This is a genomic window from Pseudomonas sp. AAC, assembly GCF_000725445.1.
GTDB classification, from domain to species: domain Bacteria; phylum Pseudomonadota; class Gammaproteobacteria; order Pseudomonadales; family Pseudomonadaceae; genus Pseudomonas; species Pseudomonas citronellolis.
This window is the reverse complement of the sequence record NZ_KL647100.1, coordinates 195776-211367: the sequence shown is the minus strand read 5'-3', so window position 1 is coordinate 211367 and position 15592 is coordinate 195776. Positions and strand designations below refer to the sequence as shown.

General features: G+C 67.4%; 14 protein-coding genes. 11 read left to right on the top strand and 3 right to left on the bottom strand.

All coding sequences use genetic code 11. The annotated features are described in order from the left end of the window. Nucleotides 1-8 precede the first annotated feature (8 nt). The 4 genes from aceF to FG99_RS24490 all read left to right on the top strand — a co-directional run bounded on the left by aceF (nt 9) and on the right by FG99_RS24490 (nt 5076). Nucleotides 9-1625, top strand: a complete 1617-nt coding sequence (aceF, locus tag FG99_RS24505; RefSeq protein WP_043272731.1) for a dihydrolipoyllysine-residue acetyltransferase — start codon at nt 9-11, stop codon at nt 1623-1625. Between the two features lie 380 nt (nt 1626-2005). Then, complete coding sequence (locus tag FG99_RS24500; protein ID WP_081884722.1) at nt 2006-4003, top strand: FUSC family protein; 1998 nt, start codon at nt 2006-2008, stop codon at nt 4001-4003. Continuing rightward, a complete protein-coding gene (locus FG99_RS24495) occupies nt 3990-4202 on the top strand; it encodes a DUF1656 domain-containing protein (protein ID WP_009622113.1) in 213 nt (70 codons plus the stop codon). The genes FG99_RS24500 and FG99_RS24495 overlap by 14 nt, the downstream gene beginning before the upstream one ends. Nucleotides 4203-4215: 13 nt before the next feature. Next, the gene (locus FG99_RS24490) at nt 4216-5076 is read left to right on the top strand and encodes an efflux RND transporter periplasmic adaptor subunit (protein WP_043272730.1); all 861 of its coding nucleotides are present in this window, start codon (nt 4216-4218) and stop codon (nt 5074-5076) included. Nucleotides 5077-5327: 251 nt separating this feature from the next. Here FG99_RS24490 and FG99_RS24485 read toward each other — a convergent pair whose 3' ends face one another. Then, the gene (locus FG99_RS24485) at nt 5328-6458 is read right to left on the bottom strand and encodes an MFS transporter (RefSeq protein ID WP_043272729.1); all 1131 of its coding nucleotides are present in this window, start codon (nt 6456-6458) and stop codon (nt 5328-5330) included. Nucleotides 6459-7112: 654 nt separating this feature from the next. Here FG99_RS24485 and FG99_RS31580 point away from each other — a divergent pair. The 6 genes from FG99_RS31580 to FG99_RS24455 are packed head-to-tail and all read left to right on the top strand — an operon-like array spanning nt 7113 to nt 12077. Continuing rightward, nucleotides 7113-7475, top strand: coding sequence for a PAAR domain-containing protein (locus tag FG99_RS31580; RefSeq protein WP_081884721.1), 363 nt, complete (start codon nt 7113-7115; stop codon nt 7473-7475). A 47-nt stretch (nt 7476-7522) separates the two neighbouring features. Continuing rightward, nucleotides 7523-8041: a PAAR domain-containing protein gene (locus tag FG99_RS24475; protein ID WP_043272728.1), complete on the top strand. Its 519-nt coding sequence runs from the start codon at nt 7523-7525 to the stop codon at nt 8039-8041. Beyond that, nucleotides 8038-8739 carry a VRR-NUC domain-containing protein gene (locus tag FG99_RS24470; protein ID WP_043272727.1) on the top strand — a complete coding sequence of 234 codons (702 nt, stop codon included), beginning with the start codon at nt 8038-8040 and terminating at the stop codon, nt 8737-8739. The genes FG99_RS24475 and FG99_RS24470 overlap by 4 nt, the downstream gene beginning before the upstream one ends. A gap of 16 nt (nt 8740-8755) precedes the next feature. Beyond that, nucleotides 8756-9841, top strand: coding sequence for a DUF3396 domain-containing protein (locus FG99_RS24465; RefSeq protein ID WP_043272726.1), 1086 nt, complete (start codon nt 8756-8758; stop codon nt 9839-9841). Nucleotides 9842-9900: 59 nt separating this feature from the next. Next, nucleotides 9901-10959: a DUF3396 domain-containing protein gene (locus FG99_RS24460; RefSeq protein ID WP_043272949.1), complete on the top strand. Its 1059-nt coding sequence runs from the start codon at nt 9901-9903 to the stop codon at nt 10957-10959. A 59-nt stretch (nt 10960-11018) separates the two neighbouring features. Beyond that, nucleotides 11019-12077 carry a DUF3396 domain-containing protein gene (locus FG99_RS24455; protein ID WP_043272947.1) on the top strand — a complete coding sequence of 353 codons (1059 nt, stop codon included), beginning with the start codon at nt 11019-11021 and terminating at the stop codon, nt 12075-12077. An 86-nt stretch (nt 12078-12163) separates the two neighbouring features. Here FG99_RS24455 and panE read toward each other — a convergent pair whose 3' ends face one another. Then, on the bottom strand, nt 12164-13081 hold the full coding sequence (gene panE / locus FG99_RS24450; protein ID WP_043272724.1) for a 2-dehydropantoate 2-reductase: 918 nt from the start codon (nt 13079-13081) through the stop codon (nt 12164-12166). Nucleotides 13082-13354: 273 nt separating this feature from the next. Between panE and FG99_RS24445 the strand changes: the two genes are divergently transcribed. Continuing rightward, nucleotides 13355-14494 (top strand): MFS transporter, encoded by a 1140-nt coding sequence (locus tag FG99_RS24445; RefSeq protein WP_256204906.1) that lies wholly within the window; start codon nt 13355-13357, stop codon nt 14492-14494. On the opposite strand, the gene FG99_RS24440 is transcribed toward FG99_RS24445, so the two are convergent. After that, nucleotides 14482-15441, bottom strand: coding sequence for an alpha/beta fold hydrolase (locus FG99_RS24440; protein ID WP_043272721.1), 960 nt, complete (start codon nt 15439-15441; stop codon nt 14482-14484). The genes FG99_RS24445 and FG99_RS24440 overlap by 13 nt on opposite strands. Nucleotides 15442-15592: the final 151 nt, after the last annotated feature.

Below are 15592 nucleotides of genomic sequence, written 5' to 3'. Positions count from 1 at the left end.
AGGCCACCGTGAGCGAGCTGATCCGCGTACCCGACATCGGCAACGGCCAGGGTGAAGTCATCGAGTTGCTGGTCAAGGTCGGCGACAAGATCGAGGCCGAGCAGAGCCTGCTGACTCTCGAATCCGACAAGGCCAGCATGGAAATCCCCGCGCCCAAGGCCGGGGTGGTGAAGAGCATCAAGGTCAAGGTCGGCGACACCCTGAAGGAAGGCGACGAAATCCTCGAACTGGAGGCCGAAGGGGGTGCCGCCGAAACCCGGGCCGAGGCACCCGCTCCCGCCCCCGCCGCCGAGGAACCCGAGGCGGCACCGGCCGCAGCGCCCGAGCCGGCGCCCCGGGCCAGCAGCGGTGGCGGCGTGCAGACGGTGCGCGTGCCGGACATCGGCAACGGCCAGGGCGAGATCATCGAGCTGATGGTCAAGGTCGGCGAGCGCATCGAGGCCGACCAGAGCCTGCTGACACTGGAGTCCGACAAGGCCAGCATGGAAATCCCCTCGCCCGCCGCCGGCGTGGTCAAGGCTCTCAAGGTGAAGCTCGGCGACACCCTGAAGGAGGGCGACGAAATCCTCGAACTGGAGGCCGAGGGCGATGCGGCTCCGGCAGCAGCACCCTCGGCACCGGCAGCGACAGAAGCACCTGCGGCGGAAGCCAAGCCCGCCGCCACGCCGGCGAAGGCCGAGGCGCCGCCACCGGTAGGCGCGCCCAGCCGCGACGGCGCCAAGGTCCATGCCGGCCCCGCCGTGCGCATGCTGGCCCGCGAGTTCGGCGTCGAGCTGGCCGAAGTGCAGGCCACCGGCCCGAAAGGCCGCATCCTCAAGGAAGACGTGCAGCTGTTCGTCAAGCAGCAGCTGCAGCGGCCGAAAGGTGCGGTGGCAGGCGCCGGCGGCGCGGGCATCCCGCCGATCCCGGAAGTCGACTTCGGCAAGTTCGGCGAAGTGGAAGAAGTGGCCATGACCCGCCTGATGCAGGTCGGCGCCGCCAACCTGCACCGCAGCTGGCTGAATGTGCCCCACGTGACCCAGTTCGAGTCGGCCGACATCACCGAGGTGGAAGCCTTCCGCGTGGCGCAGAAGGCGGTGGCGGAAAAGGCCGGCACCAAGCTGACCATCCTGCCGATCCTGCTCAAGGCCTGCGCCCACCTGCTGAAGGAACTGCCGGACTTCAACAGCTCCCTGGCCCCCAGCGGCAAGGCGCTGATCCGCAAGAAGTACGTGCACCTCGGCTTCGCCGTGGACACCCCGGACGGCCTGCTGGTGCCGGTGATCCGCGACGTCGACTGCAAGAGCCTGCTGCAGCTGGCCGCCGAAGCCGCCGAACTGGCGGAGAAGGCCCGCACCAAGAAGCTCTCGGCCGACGCCATGCAGGGCGCCTGTTTCACCATCTCCAGCCTCGGCCACATCGGCGGCACCGGCTTCACGCCGATCGTCAATGCGCCGGAAGTGGCGATCCTGGGCGTGAGCAAGGCCACCCTGCAGCCGGTGTGGGACGGCAAGGCCTTCCAGCCGCGCCTGATGCTGCCGCTGTCGCTGTCCTACGATCACCGGGTGATCAACGGCGCGGCGGCGGCGCGCTTCACCAAGCGCCTGGGCGAATTGCTGGGAGACATCCGAACGCTGCTGCTGTGATCCGCGCCGCCCAACCTTCCGGAAACGACCCGTAGGATGGGTTGAGCGAAGCGATACCCATGCGGTCATGGCGATGGGTATCGCTTCGCTCAACACCATCCTACGAAAAGCCCCTGACGCCTATGGTGTTATCCGCCCTACGCCCCCGCCGGCTGGCGCCGCATTATCCCCCCACTCCGAACGCCCTCTCCCTCCGGGAGAGGGCTGGGGTGAGGGCAACGGACGCCACCCGCACTCCACTGCCAACCTCCTTCCCTCTAACCCCCATGCCCCAAAGCGAACCGCCCCCATCGACTATGCTTCCCGATAACGGGGCCGCGCCGCCCTTGATGCGCGCCACCTGAGCGGGCCGCAAGCCTCAACCGGAGCCTGTCGACGCCGTGTTAGCCAGCCCTGCCCTGACCGCCTTCATCGCCCCCAGCGGCCCTGCCCTGCGCTTTGCCGGCAAGACCCTGCTGGCCGGCGGCATCGCCCTCTGGCTGTCCTTCCGCCTGGACCTGGAACAGCCGCAATGGGCTCTGATGACGGTGTTCATCGTGTCCCAGCCGTTGTCCGGGATGGTCGTCGCCAAGGGCCTGTTCCGCCTGCTCGGCACCCTGGTGGGGACCAGCATGGCGGTGCTCATCATGGCCCTGTTCGCCCAGACGCCCTGGCTGTTCCTGCTGGTGGTGGCGTTGTGGATGGGCCTGTGCACCGCGGCCTCGACCCTGCTGCGCAACCACGTTTCCTACGCCTTCGTACTGTCCGGCTACACGGTGGCGATCATCGCCCTGCCGGCGATCAACGTGCCGTTGCAGGTGTTCGACCAGGCCGTGGCGCGCTGCACGGAAATCTGCCTGGGCATCGTCTGCGCCTCGGTGGTCAGCGCCACCCTGTGGCCGCAGCGGGTCGAGGAAAACCTCGCGCGGGTCGCCCGCGAAACCCTGGACGCCGCTCTGCAGGCGGCAGCCAACGCGCTGCGCGGCCAGGCCCGCGAGCCGGAGGGCATCCTCCAGTTGCTCGGCCGGATCGTCGCCGCCGACGCCCAGCGCGACCACGCCTGGTTCGAAGGCCACCAGGGCCAGCGCCGCGCGCTGGCCTTGCGCACCCTGTCGCGCGACGTACTGAGCCTGCTGCGCACCGCCCGCGGGGCATCGCGCCAGCGGCAGGTGCTCTCGCCCGAAGCGCAAGCGCAGTTGCAACCCTGGCTCGACGAACTGCTGGCACTGCTGCCGCGCCACATCCCCGAACAGTTGCAGGCGCTGCGCGACCGCCTGCTGCAGGCCAGCGCCGACGAGGCCCTGGACAACGACCTGCGCTACTGCCTGGCGCGCTGCGCGGTGCTGCTGATCAAGGTCGAAGCCGCCGAAACGGCTGCCGCCGGGGTGGCCAGCGGCGAGTTCAGCGGTGATGCCAGCAGCGGCCTGTCCTGGCACCGCGACTGGCTGATGGCGCTGTTCTACGGCCTGCGCAGCGCCCTGGCGCTGCTGGGCATCGCCGCCTTCTGGCTGGCCAGCGCCTGGCCGGCGGCGGTGGGCGGCATGCTCATGGCCGGCATCCTCTGCAGCCTGTTCGCCAACCGCGACAACGCCGTGGAGCTGAGCATGAGCTTCCTGCGCGGCATCCTCTACGCGCTGCTGGCCGCCATAGTGGTGGACCAGTGGCTGCTGCCGCAGTGGAACGGCTTCCCCCTGCTGTGCATGGCCCTGGGCGTGCCGCTGTTCTTCGCCGCACTGGGCATGGCCGGGCCGCCGGCGCTGATCGGCACCGCCACCACCTTCGCCATCCAGTTCATCACCTTCATCGCGCCGCGCAACGACATGCACTACGACTTCGCCAGCCTGCTCAACTCGGCCCAGGCCACGGTGATCGGCGTGGGCTTCGCCGCCATGGTGTTCCGCCTGCTGGCGTTGCCGCCGGACTGGGTGATCCGCCGCCTGGGCCAGGCCATGGCGCTGGACCTGGGACGCCTCACCCGCTACCCGCTGGAGCAGGCGGAAAGCTGGTTCGGCGGGCGCATGGCCGACCGCCTGATCCGCCTGGCGCGGCACTACGCGCTGCTGCCCCAGGCCATGCAGCGGCGCTGGCTCGACGGCCTGCTGGCGCTGGACATGGGCAGCGAGCTGCTGCACCTGCGCCACTGCCTGGCCGGCGCCCGCGGCGTGCTGCGCAAGCGCCGGCAGGCCTTCCTCGACAACCTGGGCGACCTGTTCCAGACCGGCCCGGCCCCGGGGCGCGAGGCGCGCCTGGACGCACTCTGCGACGAACTGGACGCCGCCCTGCGCAGCGACCCCGGCCACCTGGCCGAGAACAACCGCCTGGCCCGCGCCGCGCTGCGCCAGCTGAGCAACACCTGGCGCGCCTGGTGCCGCCTGGAGGACGAGCATGGCCCTGGTTGAACAGCCCCTGGGCGGCGTCTACGTCAGCCCGATGTTCCTCTACGCGCTGCTCGCCCTGGCCCTGACCATCGCGCTGCGCAAGCTGCTGCAGGCCACGCCGGCGGGGCGCTGGATCTGGCACGAGGCGCTGTTCGACTGCGCCCTGTTCACCCTGCTGCTGGCCGCCGTCACCTGGTGCGCCGGCGTCGTCAACGGATAAAGAGGAGCGTTGCGTGCGAGGCTTCCTGCGAGTGCTGACCACCCTGCTGGTGGTCGCCGCCGCCGTGCTGGCGGGGTTCTGGCTGTGGCGCTACTACATGCTCTCGCCCTGGACGCGGGACGCCCGGGTGCGCGCCGACGTGGTGGTGATCGCCCCGGACGTGTCCGGCTGGGTCACCGAGCTGCCCATCGTCGACAACCAGAAGGTCAAGACCGGCGACCTGTTGATGCGCATCGACCGCGACCGCTACCAGGCCAACCTCGACCAGGCCCGCGCCCTGGCCGAGACGCGCAAGCAGGAATACCTGCTGCGGCAGAGCGAGGCCAACCGCCGCAAGCGCCTGACCAGCGCGGCGATCAGCGCCGAGGACCGCGAGACCGCGCAGCTCAACGCCAACATCGCCAACAGCCAGTACCAGGAAGCCCTGGCCGCGGCGCGCCTGGCCGAGATCAATCTGCAGCGCAGCGAGGTGCGCGCCCCGCGCGACGGCCAGGTGACCAACCTGCGCCTGGCCCAGGGCAACTACGCGCAGACCGGCCAGGCCGCCATGGCCCTGGTGGACCAGGGCTCGTTCTACGTCACCGCCTACTTCGAGGAAACCAAGCTGCCCGGCATCCACGTCGGCCAGCGCGCTCGGGTGACGCTGATGAGCGGCGAACGCGTGCTCAAGGGCCGGGTGCAGAGCATCAGCAGCGGCATCACCGACCGCAACGCCCTGCCCGACACCCAGCTGCTGGCCAACGTCGAGCCGACCTTCAACTGGGTGCGCCTGGCCCAGCGCATCCCGGTGCGCATCGAGCTGCTGGAGGTGCCGAAGGACATCCACCTCAGCGCCGGCATGACCGCCACGGTCAATATCGAGGCCAGCCCTTAGAGCATCGCGGACGAGATCCGCTCCTACGCCGCCCCGCCCGCACCATTCCCTGTAGGAGCGGGCCCTGCCCGCGAATCGCGCGCAGGGCGCGCTCCTACAGGCCGCGCCGGGGTGCTCTTCGTAGGATGGGTTGAGCTTGCGAAACCCATGCGGTCATGGCGATGGGTATCGCTTCGCTCAACACCATCCTACGGGCATTGTGTTTGCCGGAGGGATAGGAGCGGACTCCGTCCGCGATCTAACCCACACGATCAACGCCGCCAGGCACACCCCAGCGCGCTGAGCGCCAACACCGCCGCGGCGCCGGCGTAGGCCCAGAACGCCGGCACAACGGGCAGCAGAACGCCGGCCAGCATCGGCCCCAGGCCTGCGCCTATGTCGCGCCAGATGGCGTTGCCGGCCAGGGCCTGGATGCGGTTCTGCGGGTTGCGCTGGGCCACCAGGGTCATCACCAGCGGCAGTTGCAGGGCGCGCAGCAGCAGGACCAGGAAGGCGCCGGCGAACAGCCAGTGGCTGCCGAAGATCAGCAACGCCGCCGAGGTCGCCAGGGACAGCGTCACCAGCATGCGCAGCGCGCCGAAGTGGTCGGCCAGGCGGCCGCCGAAGGGGCTGAAGAGCATCTCGCTGAGGTAGCGCACCGCCATCAGGATGCCCGCCACCAGCACGCCGGTGCCGCCCAGGTGGCTTTCCGCGTACAGCGACAGGCCGAAGATGAACAGGCCGTCGAGGGTCACACCCTCGATGAAGGACCAGGTGGCGATGCTGTCCGGCAGGCGCAGGCGGCGCCCGCTCGGGGTATGCAGGTCATGCCCCCGGGCCGGCAGCGAGCGCGCCCGCCACAGGCCCAGCAACGCGCTGGCGCAGAGCACGAAGAACACGCTGCGCGGCCCCCAGGCCTGGGCCATCACCGCCGCCAGCGGCAACGCCAGCATCGGCCCGATGGAGATGGTCGCCCGCGAACGCCCGGCGCGGCGCGCGGCGCCCTGGGCCTCGGCGGTGGCCAGGGTCTGGGTGCTGAGGTTGAAGCTGGCGTAGCTCAGGCCCCACATCAGGCGCAGCACCAGCAGCGCGGCGACGCCGGAGAGCGTCGCATAGCCCAGCGCGCACAACGCCGAGGCGCAGGCCGCCAGGCTGCAGGTGGCGCGGTCGCCGTGGCGGGCGTAGAAGCGCACCACCCAGCCGTAGCCGACGATGCGCACCAGGCGGTTGGCCGCCAGCAGGATGCCCGCCTGGGCCAGGCTGACGCCGAAGTCGGCGGCGTACATCGGCAGCAGCAGGTAGAGCACCACGTCGCCGGGCAGGCACAGGCCCAGGACCTGGGCGGCGCGGCGGGAATCGTTATCGGCGCGGCGCAGGCGCGGCTGCGCGGGGTCTGACGACATGGTCCCTCCCGGACGACAAGGCAAGCGCGCACCTTACCCGATGCGCGCCCGTCTGCCGAGGGGAAGTGCCCGGCTCGGCCCGCCATGGTCGCCTGCGGTTGCGGTTGGCCCTGGGCCCACCAACTCGGGGTCGGGCACCGAGGTCGACTCGTCGAACAGCATGATGCCCGCCCGCGGGCGATGGCCACGCGCTGCAGCTGGCCGCCGGAGAGCTGGTGGGGGGCTTGTGCGCGCGGCCGACCTTGTCGAGCAGCGCCAAGGCTGGCCTGGCGTCGGTGCAGTTGTCGCAGGTAGGGGCGGGAGAAAATGGCGGCGAACAAATAATCGGTTCAGAGATTCGTGAACTATCGGAGGGGGCAGGTTCGCGAACAGGCTGCTCCTGTAAGAACGACTAACTCCTTTTCTGGTGCGGGAAGGTTGCCAGGACGCTCAAAAGTGCGATCCGCCCACGCCGGCCAGGCATGAATAAAGAGTTACAAATTTCTCTTGCATCCTATCCATGCGAGCTAGAGGGGAGGCGCGCAAGAAGTTGCGCACTTTAGCTTTGTTACTTTCGCACTCCCTATATTTGCGCACGAAAGTGCGCTCGCCCCACAGGAAGGATGTGCCGTGAATTACACCGTAGAGGAAGCACGACGTCTGGTTTCCGAGTCCATGGCGAAGCTCGCCGCACGGCCCGTGAAGGCCACCTATGACCTTGCCACGCTGGGCGCCCGTACCCGTTTGGGCGGTGAAGTCGCTACGGCCAGCACCAGCATGAAAATCCATGGCTACCCGATCGCCTGCGTGGGCGACCTGGTTCGCTATCCGGACAACACCGAAAGCAGGATCGTCTCCGGTGCCGGTGCGGCGCTCTCTCACAACGGCCAACCGATGGCCATCGTGGGCAGCGCCACCGACAACGGCGACACCATCGTCAGCAGCTTGCAAAGCTCCGGGCAGATTCGCGAATACGCCGACGATGACGGCATCCCCGGCCTGCTTCAGCCGGACTACCAGGTTGTAAAGCCTGACTAGCCGACAGCGTTTCGTCCTCCATCTCTGGCTATCGCAAGGAATCGCACATGAGTGGGAAACCCGCAGCCCGCGTCACCGATCCAACGGCCTGTCCACTACCAGGCCACGGCACCAACCCCATCGTCAGCGGCTCGCCTGACGTTATCTTCGACGGCCTGCCCGCAGCGCGACAAGGCGATGTCAGCGCCTGCGGCAGCCCGATCGTCTCCGGCGTTTCATCGAGCGTGTTCATCAATGGCCAGCCCGCCGCCACACTGGGCAGCCTGGGTGCGCACGGCAACGTCATCATCGGAGGCTCGGGCACCGTCATCATCGGCGATACGTTCACCCCCGCGCCGGTTACTCCCGTGGCGCCGTTCCCTGGCAGCACCGCGCCGTACTCCGGGCGCTTTCAGCTGATCGACCAGGAAACGGGCAAGCCCGTCGCCGGCCGCAGGGTCAAGCTCTGGTCCAGCGCCGGCTGGTCCGCCATCGACACCACGGATGCCGAAGGCATGACGTCATGGGTCAGGCACGAGACGGCGGAAAACATCTACATCGACCTGCTGCCCGGGGGCGAAGCATGAGCGATCAGCCCAGCCTCGCCCAGGGCGGCATGAGCCCGGAAGGCCAGAACAATCCGCTGAACATCCTGGAACCCAAACTCGCCCCGCAGGACAAGAAGGTATTGTGCTCGGCGATCTGCTATTGCAGCAGCACGCCCAACGTCAGCCAGGATGGCAAGAACCTCAAGCAGACCTGCGTGGCCCAGCGCCTGGGCGAGCTGGACGAAATCCTGCAAGGCCGTAGCCCGTACAAGCCCGAGGTCAGTTACGACATGACCAAGAACCCGCCGCAGCCGATTCTCGACAGCCAGACCGGCAACAGTCCGCATGGCTGGATTCCCGGCTGGATCAGTAAATACTGGGACGAAGACCCGGAGCATCCGCCGTTCAAGCGGGGGAAGGGGATGATTCGTCGGCCTGACGTGGTGATCGTCAATGATCCGAAAAAGCCACCAACCCAGGACAATATCAAGCAGGTGGTCGAGATGAAGTTTCCGCCTGATCCGCGCAAACAAGAACAGGCAGACTCCTACGCAGAGATTGCAGGTGATGAGAGGAAAGTTGTTGAGATGAAGTCTACCGACTGCGACTGCAGCCAGGAAAATCAGCAATCCAAGGTGCCAGTAGAGCAGTTGGGATGGGCTGCAACTATCGCAGGGGCGGTGATGTTTATCGTGACACGCGGCCGCTCTCCTCGACCAATGATTCCAGCCTACTGATTCGGAGAAACATTTTATGGAACCAGAATTCAACCTGGCTGATGAATTGGCCAAGCAGCCGCATCTGCTGGAGGTGCCCGGCAACCTGCTAATGAAGGGTGGTCCCGAGGACTATATCGGCGCCGTGCTCAGCCTGCGGGGCACGCTCTACTTCAAGGAGGCCCATACCCCTCTGGTGCGCGAGGCACTGTGCCAATGCTTCGACGAGTTCAAGCGACTGGCCGAGCCCCACCTCACCTGGCTCTGGCGCGAAGAGCCGCCAGAGGGCAAGCCGCTGACTACGTACCGTGATGTCAAGCCACTACGCGAGATGATGGAAGCAATGGATGAAGACGACCATCTCAGCTTCTGCTACACCAGCGGCAAGCAGTCTCGCGACGCCAGTGCCTGGCTGTTTGATATTTATGGCAAGCGAAGTTGGCAGGCCAAAAAGGGGCATGATCTAAGCGTTCTGGAGTTTTCCGTGCCACTGCTGTATCACGAGCAGAACCCGCTAAGTTTCCTACGGCTGTTCCTCGACTTCGCACGTCTATTGGCGCCGGAGCAAGGCTATGCCGGGCACGCCTACAACCTGTCGCCGACCAGCCGGGACGACAACGAGCCCACCGAAGCCTTTATGGCTGCACGAATGCCAAGTCTGGATGTGGGAACGGCTGCTTTGCTGGCTAACCGCCCGAAGTTCAAGCATCCCAAGATCAAGACCGTCAGTTGGCTGACCGTGCTCGATCAGCAGCGACTGAACTTGGCTGGCGGACTGGATGCCCTGCGCGACCGACTGCCATCCAGCCATTTCGCCTTCTACAACTATGGTGCCGGCGTGGTGATCCAGGCTGGTGCCTATCCGTCAGGGGGCGACGGCGACGACCCGAAGCCGGCCGCCTACGTGCTGCTCAATCACCTGCTCAAAGGCATCCGCTACGAAACCGTGGGCTCGCTGCACGGCGGCTCCCATGATGGCGAGTTGCGTCTGGTCGGCTGGTCCGCCGATCAGTGGCTCAAGCGCCTGGATGTCGAGGACAGCGAGATACTCGCCTGGCGCGCCAAGTTACTGGCCAACGAACCTGCTCTGAGCGCGGCCAACACCTTGCCGGAGCGCCTATGAACGAGCGGCAGCGTTTGGCGGATCAACTGCTTGAGCGCCTTGCAAGGCAAGGTGAGAGCATGCAGGCAGAGTACGTAGAGCCACCGCCGGTGCCCGGCAACCTGCTGATGAAAGGCGGTCCCGAGGACTATATCGGCGCCGTGCTCTGCTTGCGGGGCACGCTCTACTTCAAAGAGGCCCATACTCCTCTGGTACGCGAAGCGCTGTGTCAGTGTTTCGACGAGTTCAGGCGCTGCGCCGAGCCACACTTGACTTGGCTATGGCGTGAAGAGCCTCCGCAAGGAAAGCCACTGACGGCCTACGGTGATGCAAAGTCATTGCGTGAAATGCTGGCCAGCATGGATGAGGATGACCTACTCAGCTTTTGCTACACCAACGGGGCAAAACCTAATGACGCTAGCCCCTGGTTCTTCGATATTTATGGCCCGCGGGCCTGGCAAGCCAACATGGGTGACTCAGTTGGGACACTAGACTTTTCTGTTCCCTTACTCTTTCAAGAACAGAACCCACTGAGTTTCCTCCGCCTATTTCTAGACTTCGCACGTCGATTGGCTCCCGAGCAAGGTTATGCCGGGCATGCCTACAACCTGTCGCCGACCAGCCGGGATGACAACGAGCCCACCGAGGCATTTATGGCTGCGCGCATGCCGGGATTGGATGTGGGGACCGCCGGCCTGTTGGCCAATACCCCCGAGTTCAAACATCCTAAGATCAAGACCGTCAGTTGGCTGACCGTGCTCGATCAGCAACGACTGAACTTGGCTGGCGGACTGGATGCCCTGCGCGACCGACTGCCATCCAGCCATTTCGCCTTCTACAACTATGGTGTCGGCGTGGTGATCCAGGCTGGCGCCTATCCATCAGGGGGCGATGGTGACGACCCGAAGCCGGCCGCCTACGTGTTGCTCAACCATGTACTCAAGGGCATCCGCTACGACACCGTCGGTTCGCTGCACGGCGGTTCCCATGATGGCGAACTTCGGCTGGTCGGCTGGTCCGCCGATCAGTGGCTCAAGCGCCTGGATGTCGAGGACAGCGAGATACCGGCCTGGCGCGCCAAGTTGCTGGCCAACGAACCCTCTCTGAGCGCGGCCAACACCTTGCCGGAGCGTCTATGAGCGAGCGGCAGCGTTTGGCGGATCAACTGCTTGAGTGCCTTGCAAGGCAAGGTGAGAGCATGCAGGCAAAGTACGTAGAGCCGCCGCCGGTGCCCGGCAATCTGCTAATGAAGGGTGGCCCCGAGGATTATATCGGCGCCGTGCTCTGCCTGCGGGGCACGCTCTACTTCAAGGAGGCCCATACCCCTTCGGTGCGCGAGGCGCTGTGTCAATGCTTTGACGAGTTCAAGCGTTTGGCCGAGCCCCATCTTACCTGGCTCTGGCGCGAGGAACCGCCAGAGGGCAAGCCGCTGACTGCGTACAGTGATGCAAAGCCATTGCGTGTAATGCTGGCGGGTATGGATGAGGATTATCCACTGAGCTTCTACTACATCAGCGGTAAGCAACCTAACGATGCTAGCTCTTGGCTTTTCAAGATTTTTGGAAGATCAGCTTGGGAGGCAAGAATAGGAGATGACCTGAGTGTGTTGGAGTTTTCCGTACCGCTGCTGTACCAGGAGCAGAACCCGCTGAACTTCCTACGCCTGTTCCTCGACTTCGCACGTCGACTGATTCCGGAGCAGGGCTATGCAGGACATGCCTTCAACCTTTCGGTAACGAGCCGGGACGACAACGAGCCGACCGAAGCCTTTATGGCTGCGCGTATGCCAGGTTTGGATGTGGGAACGGCTGGTTTGCTGGCTAACCGCCCGAAGTTCAAACACGTCAAGATCAAGACCGTCAGTTGGCTGACCTTGCTCGATCAGCAGCGCCTGGACCTGGCCGGAGGCCTGGAGGCTTTGCGTGCGCAACTACCAGCCAGTCATTTCGCTTTCTACGACTATGCTGGCGGCGTGGTGATCCAGGCCGGTGCCTATCCGTCAGGGGGCGACGGAGACGATCCGAAGCCAGCCGCCTACGTGCTGCTCAATCACCTGCTCAAAGGCATCCGCTACGAAACCGTGGGTTCGCTGCACGGCGGTTCCCATGATGGCGAGTTGCGCCTGGTCGGCTGGTCCGCCGATCAGTGGCTCAAGCGCCTGGACGTCGAGGACAGCGAGATACCGGCCTGGCGCGCCAAGTTGCTGGCCAACGAACCCGCTCTGAGCGCGGCCAACACCCTGGAAGAGCGCCTATAGCCCGGGATGCGGCCTGAAGTCCGGGGAGGACGCACTCAGCTTCCCAGCCAATCCAGGCGCAGGAAATCGCCGCCCCGACTACGCAATCAGCCCATCCCCTGCTCGTACACCGCCAGGTGCACGAAGGCCGCCTGCAGCAGCGGCAGGTCCAGCCCGGCCGCCTGGCCGCGGCCGAGCAGGTCGCCGATGATCTGCTCGGCTTCCACCGGGCGGCCGCCGACCAGGTCGCGGTACATCGATGAGGTCTGCGGCGAGCCGTGCAGGGTCAGCTGCCGGCGCGCCTCGGCGAGGAAGGCTTCGCGCGGTTCCAGGCCCACTGCGCGGACCACCGCCACCACCTCGTCCAGCAGGCGGTTGACGAAGGCCTCGCCCTGGGGCGCGGCGACCACCGAGCCGACGTTGCCGCGCATCAGGCAAGTGATGCCGCCCAGGGCGGCCAACAGCACCCACTTCTCCCACATCTCGCGGTGGATGTCGGGGCTCAGGCGGGCGTCGAAGCCGGCGTCCTGCAGCAGTGCGTCCAGGCGCAGGATGCGCTCGCTGCGGGCGCCGTCCATCTCGCCGTAGGAGAGTTCGTTGAGGGTGCCGTACTGGACGATGCGGCCGCGCTCGTCCAGGGTGCTGGCGATCTTGCACACGCCGCCCAGCAGCGGCCCGCGGCCGAAGTGATCGACGATGGCGTCGACCTGGTGCATGCCGTTGAGCACCGGCAGGATCATCGTGCCCGGCCCCACCGCCGGGGCGATGTCGCGCAGCGCCGCCTCCAGGGCGTAGGCCTTCACCGTCAGCAGGATGAGGTCGTAGGGCCCGTCCAGGTGCTCGGCGCCGACCAGTTGCGGCGTCAGCACGAAATCGCCATGGGGGCTGAGCACCTGCAGCCCTTCCTGCTGCAACTGGTGCGCCCGCCCGGCGCGCACCAGGAAGGTCACGTCGCGCCCGGCCCGGGCCAGGCACGCGCCGAAGAAACCACCCGTGGAACCCGCCCCGACCACAAGAATGCGCATGGCCCACCCTCCTCGGCTGCCCGGCGCGATGGCGCCGGCTCATTGCCTGTATATAGACGCAGTGCCGGGAAAATGCATGGTTCGAGGCAGCCGCCGAAGACGAGAACAATTCTCAGCGCCGTGCTAGCCTTGCGCCTCCCCTTTCCGTGGCGGCGCCGCTCAGCCGTGCGCCGCCCTTCTCGCCAGGAGCCCGCTGTGTCCGATTCCACCGAAGCCGCGCAGCCCGGTACCGCCGACGCCCGTTTCGACCTGCGCCCGCTGCTGTTCTCCACCATGGCCGGGACCATGGCGATGATGGCCTTCGTCTCGCTGGTCGGGCCCATCGCCCGGCTGCTCGGCCTGCAGGCCTGGCAGGCCGGCGCGGCGGTCACCGTGTCCGGCGTGCTCTGGCTGCTGCTGGCGCGGCCCTGGGGCAATGCCAGCGACCGCGTGGGGCGGCGGCGCATCCTGCTGCGGGGCAGCGCCGGGGTGACCTTGTCCTACGTGCTGCTGGCGGTCTTCGTCGATACCGCGCTGCGCCTGCAGCCCATCGCCGCGCTGTCGTTCCTCGGCCTGCTGCTCGGGCGTGGCGCGGTGGGCGCCTTCTACGCCGCGCTGCCGGCCGCCGGGCAGGCGCTGGTCGCCGACAACTACCCGCCGCGCCAGCGCGCCGCCGCCCTGGCCAGCCTGGGCGCGGCCAATGCCGTAGGCATGGTGCTGGGCCCGGCCATCGCCGCCCTGCTCGCCCGCCACAGCCTGAGCCTGCCGCTGTACGCCATGAGCGTGCTGCCGCTGCTGGGGTTCCTGGCGCTGCTCACCCGCCTGCAGCGCCAGGAGCACCACCTGCAGCGCGTCGCGCAGAGCATCCGCCTGGGCGATGCGCGCCTGCGCCGGCCCATGCTGGTGGCCTTCGTCGCCATGTTCTGCGTGGCGGTGGCGCAGATCACCGTGGGCTTCTTCGCCCTCGACCGCCTGGGCCTGGCCCCGGGCGCGGCGGCCCAGGCCGCCGGGGTGGCGCTGACCACCGTGGGCGTGGCGCTGATCCTCGCCCAGTTGCTGGTGCGCCGCCTGGACTGGGCGCCGCAACGGCTGATCCGCATCGGCGCGCTGGTGGCCGGCATCGGCTTCGCCGGCACCAGCCTGGCGCTGCAGGCCTGGCAACTGTGGCTGGCCTTCTTCGTCGCCGCGGCGGGCATGGGCTGGGTGTTCCCGGCCTTTTCGGCTCTGGCGGCCAACGCGGTGAACGCCGACGAGCAAGGCTCCACCGCCGGCTCCATGGGCGCCGCCCAGGGCCTGGGCGTGGTGCTCGGGCCGCTGGCCGGCAGCCTGCTCTATGGCGTCGAGCCGCGCCTGCCGTACCTGCTGGTCGGCGCCCTGCTGGTGCTGGTGGCGCTGTGGCCGGAGCCGGCCGCCGACACCGTTCAGGCCGGGTAGCGGCGCGCCAGGAAGTCCAGCAGCAAGGCGTTCACCTCGGCCGGGCGCTCGTTCTGGATCCAGTGGCCGCAGCCTTCCAGGCGGTGCTGTTCGAGGTCCGCCACCACCTCGGGCATGCGCTTGAGGGTATAGGCCTCCAGGCTCGCCACCGGGTCGCGGTCGCCCACCAGGAACAGCGTCGGCTGGCCGACCTGGCGGCCGGCCAGGGGCTCGCTGAAGCGCCAGTTGCGCTCGAAGTTGCGGTACCAGTTGAGCGCCCCGCGGAAGCCGCGGCCGGCGAAGGTCTCGATGTAATGCGCCAGGTCCGCCTCGCCGCACCAGGCCGGCAGTTGCCGAGGCGTGGGCTGGCCTTCGAACAGGCGGGCGTCGGCGGGCTTGTCCTGGAGGAAGGGGTCGTCGTCGCCGGCATCGCGGAAGAACAGGCGCAGGCTGCGCTCGATGTCGGCGTCCAGCTCGGCCTCGGCCACGCCGGGCCGCTGGAAGTAGAGGATGTAGTTGAAGCGCCCGGCGAAGACCTCGCGGAGGATCTCCGTGGCCGGCCGCTTGGGCCGCCCGGCATAGGGCACCGAAAGCGCGGCCAGGGCCGCCACCCGCTCCGGGGCCAGCAGCGCCAGGTGCCAGGCCACCAGGGCGCCCCAGTCGTGCCCGAGCACCGCCGCGCGGCCCTGGCCGAGGGCGTCCATGGCGCCGAGGACGTCGCCGCACAGGCTCTGCAGGTCGTAGGCCTCGATGGGCTCGGGCGCGTCGCTGCGGCCGTAGCCGCGCATCTCCGGCACGTGCACGCGGTAGCCGGCCTGCACCAGCGCCGGAATCTGCGCGCGCCAGGAGTGCCAGCATTCGGGGAAACCGTGCAGCAGCCAGACCGGGCGGCCATCGGCGGGGCCGGCGATGTGTACGCACAGGTGGATGCCGTTGACCGGCAGCAGGCGTCGCTCGATGGGGGGCATGGCGAATCTCCGGGGTTTTGTCGGGACGCTAGCAGCAGGGGTGTGACGACGTCATTTCCATTCGCCGGACGAATAGCGGGGCTTTTGTAGGGCGCATAACGCCTACGGCGTTATCCGCCGTTTGGCCTTGATTCCCGGCGGCGCCGGGGTT

Coding starts and splice junctions, on each gene's coding strand:
- FG99_RS24455 (WP_043272947.1), top strand. CDS start 11,019: ATGCAGGCAAAGTACGTAGAGCCGCCGCCGGTGCCCGGCAATCTGCTA.
- FG99_RS24470 (WP_043272727.1), top strand. CDS start 8,038: ATGAGCGATCAGCCCAGCCTCGCCCAGGGCGGCATGAGCCCGGAAGGC.
- FG99_RS24485 (WP_043272729.1), bottom strand. CDS start 6,458: ATGTCGTCAGACCCCGCGCAGCCGCGCCTGCGCCGCGCCGATAACGAT.
- FG99_RS24495 (WP_009622113.1), top strand. CDS start 3,990: ATGGCCCTGGTTGAACAGCCCCTGGGCGGCGTCTACGTCAGCCCGATG.
- FG99_RS24465 (WP_043272726.1), top strand. CDS start 8,756: ATGGAACCAGAATTCAACCTGGCTGATGAATTGGCCAAGCAGCCGCAT.
- panE (WP_043272724.1), bottom strand. CDS start 13,081: ATGCGCATTCTTGTGGTCGGGGCGGGTTCCACGGGTGGTTTCTTCGGC.
- FG99_RS24460 (WP_043272949.1), top strand. CDS start 9,901: ATGCAGGCAGAGTACGTAGAGCCACCGCCGGTGCCCGGCAACCTGCTG.
- FG99_RS24475 (WP_043272728.1), top strand. CDS start 7,523: ATGAGTGGGAAACCCGCAGCCCGCGTCACCGATCCAACGGCCTGTCCA.
- FG99_RS24440 (WP_043272721.1), bottom strand. CDS start 15,441: ATGCCCCCCATCGAGCGACGCCTGCTGCCGGTCAACGGCATCCACCTG.
- FG99_RS31580 (WP_081884721.1), top strand. CDS start 7,113: ATGGCGAAGCTCGCCGCACGGCCCGTGAAGGCCACCTATGACCTTGCC.
- FG99_RS24445 (WP_256204906.1), top strand. CDS start 13,355: ATGGCCGGGACCATGGCGATGATGGCCTTCGTCTCGCTGGTCGGGCCC.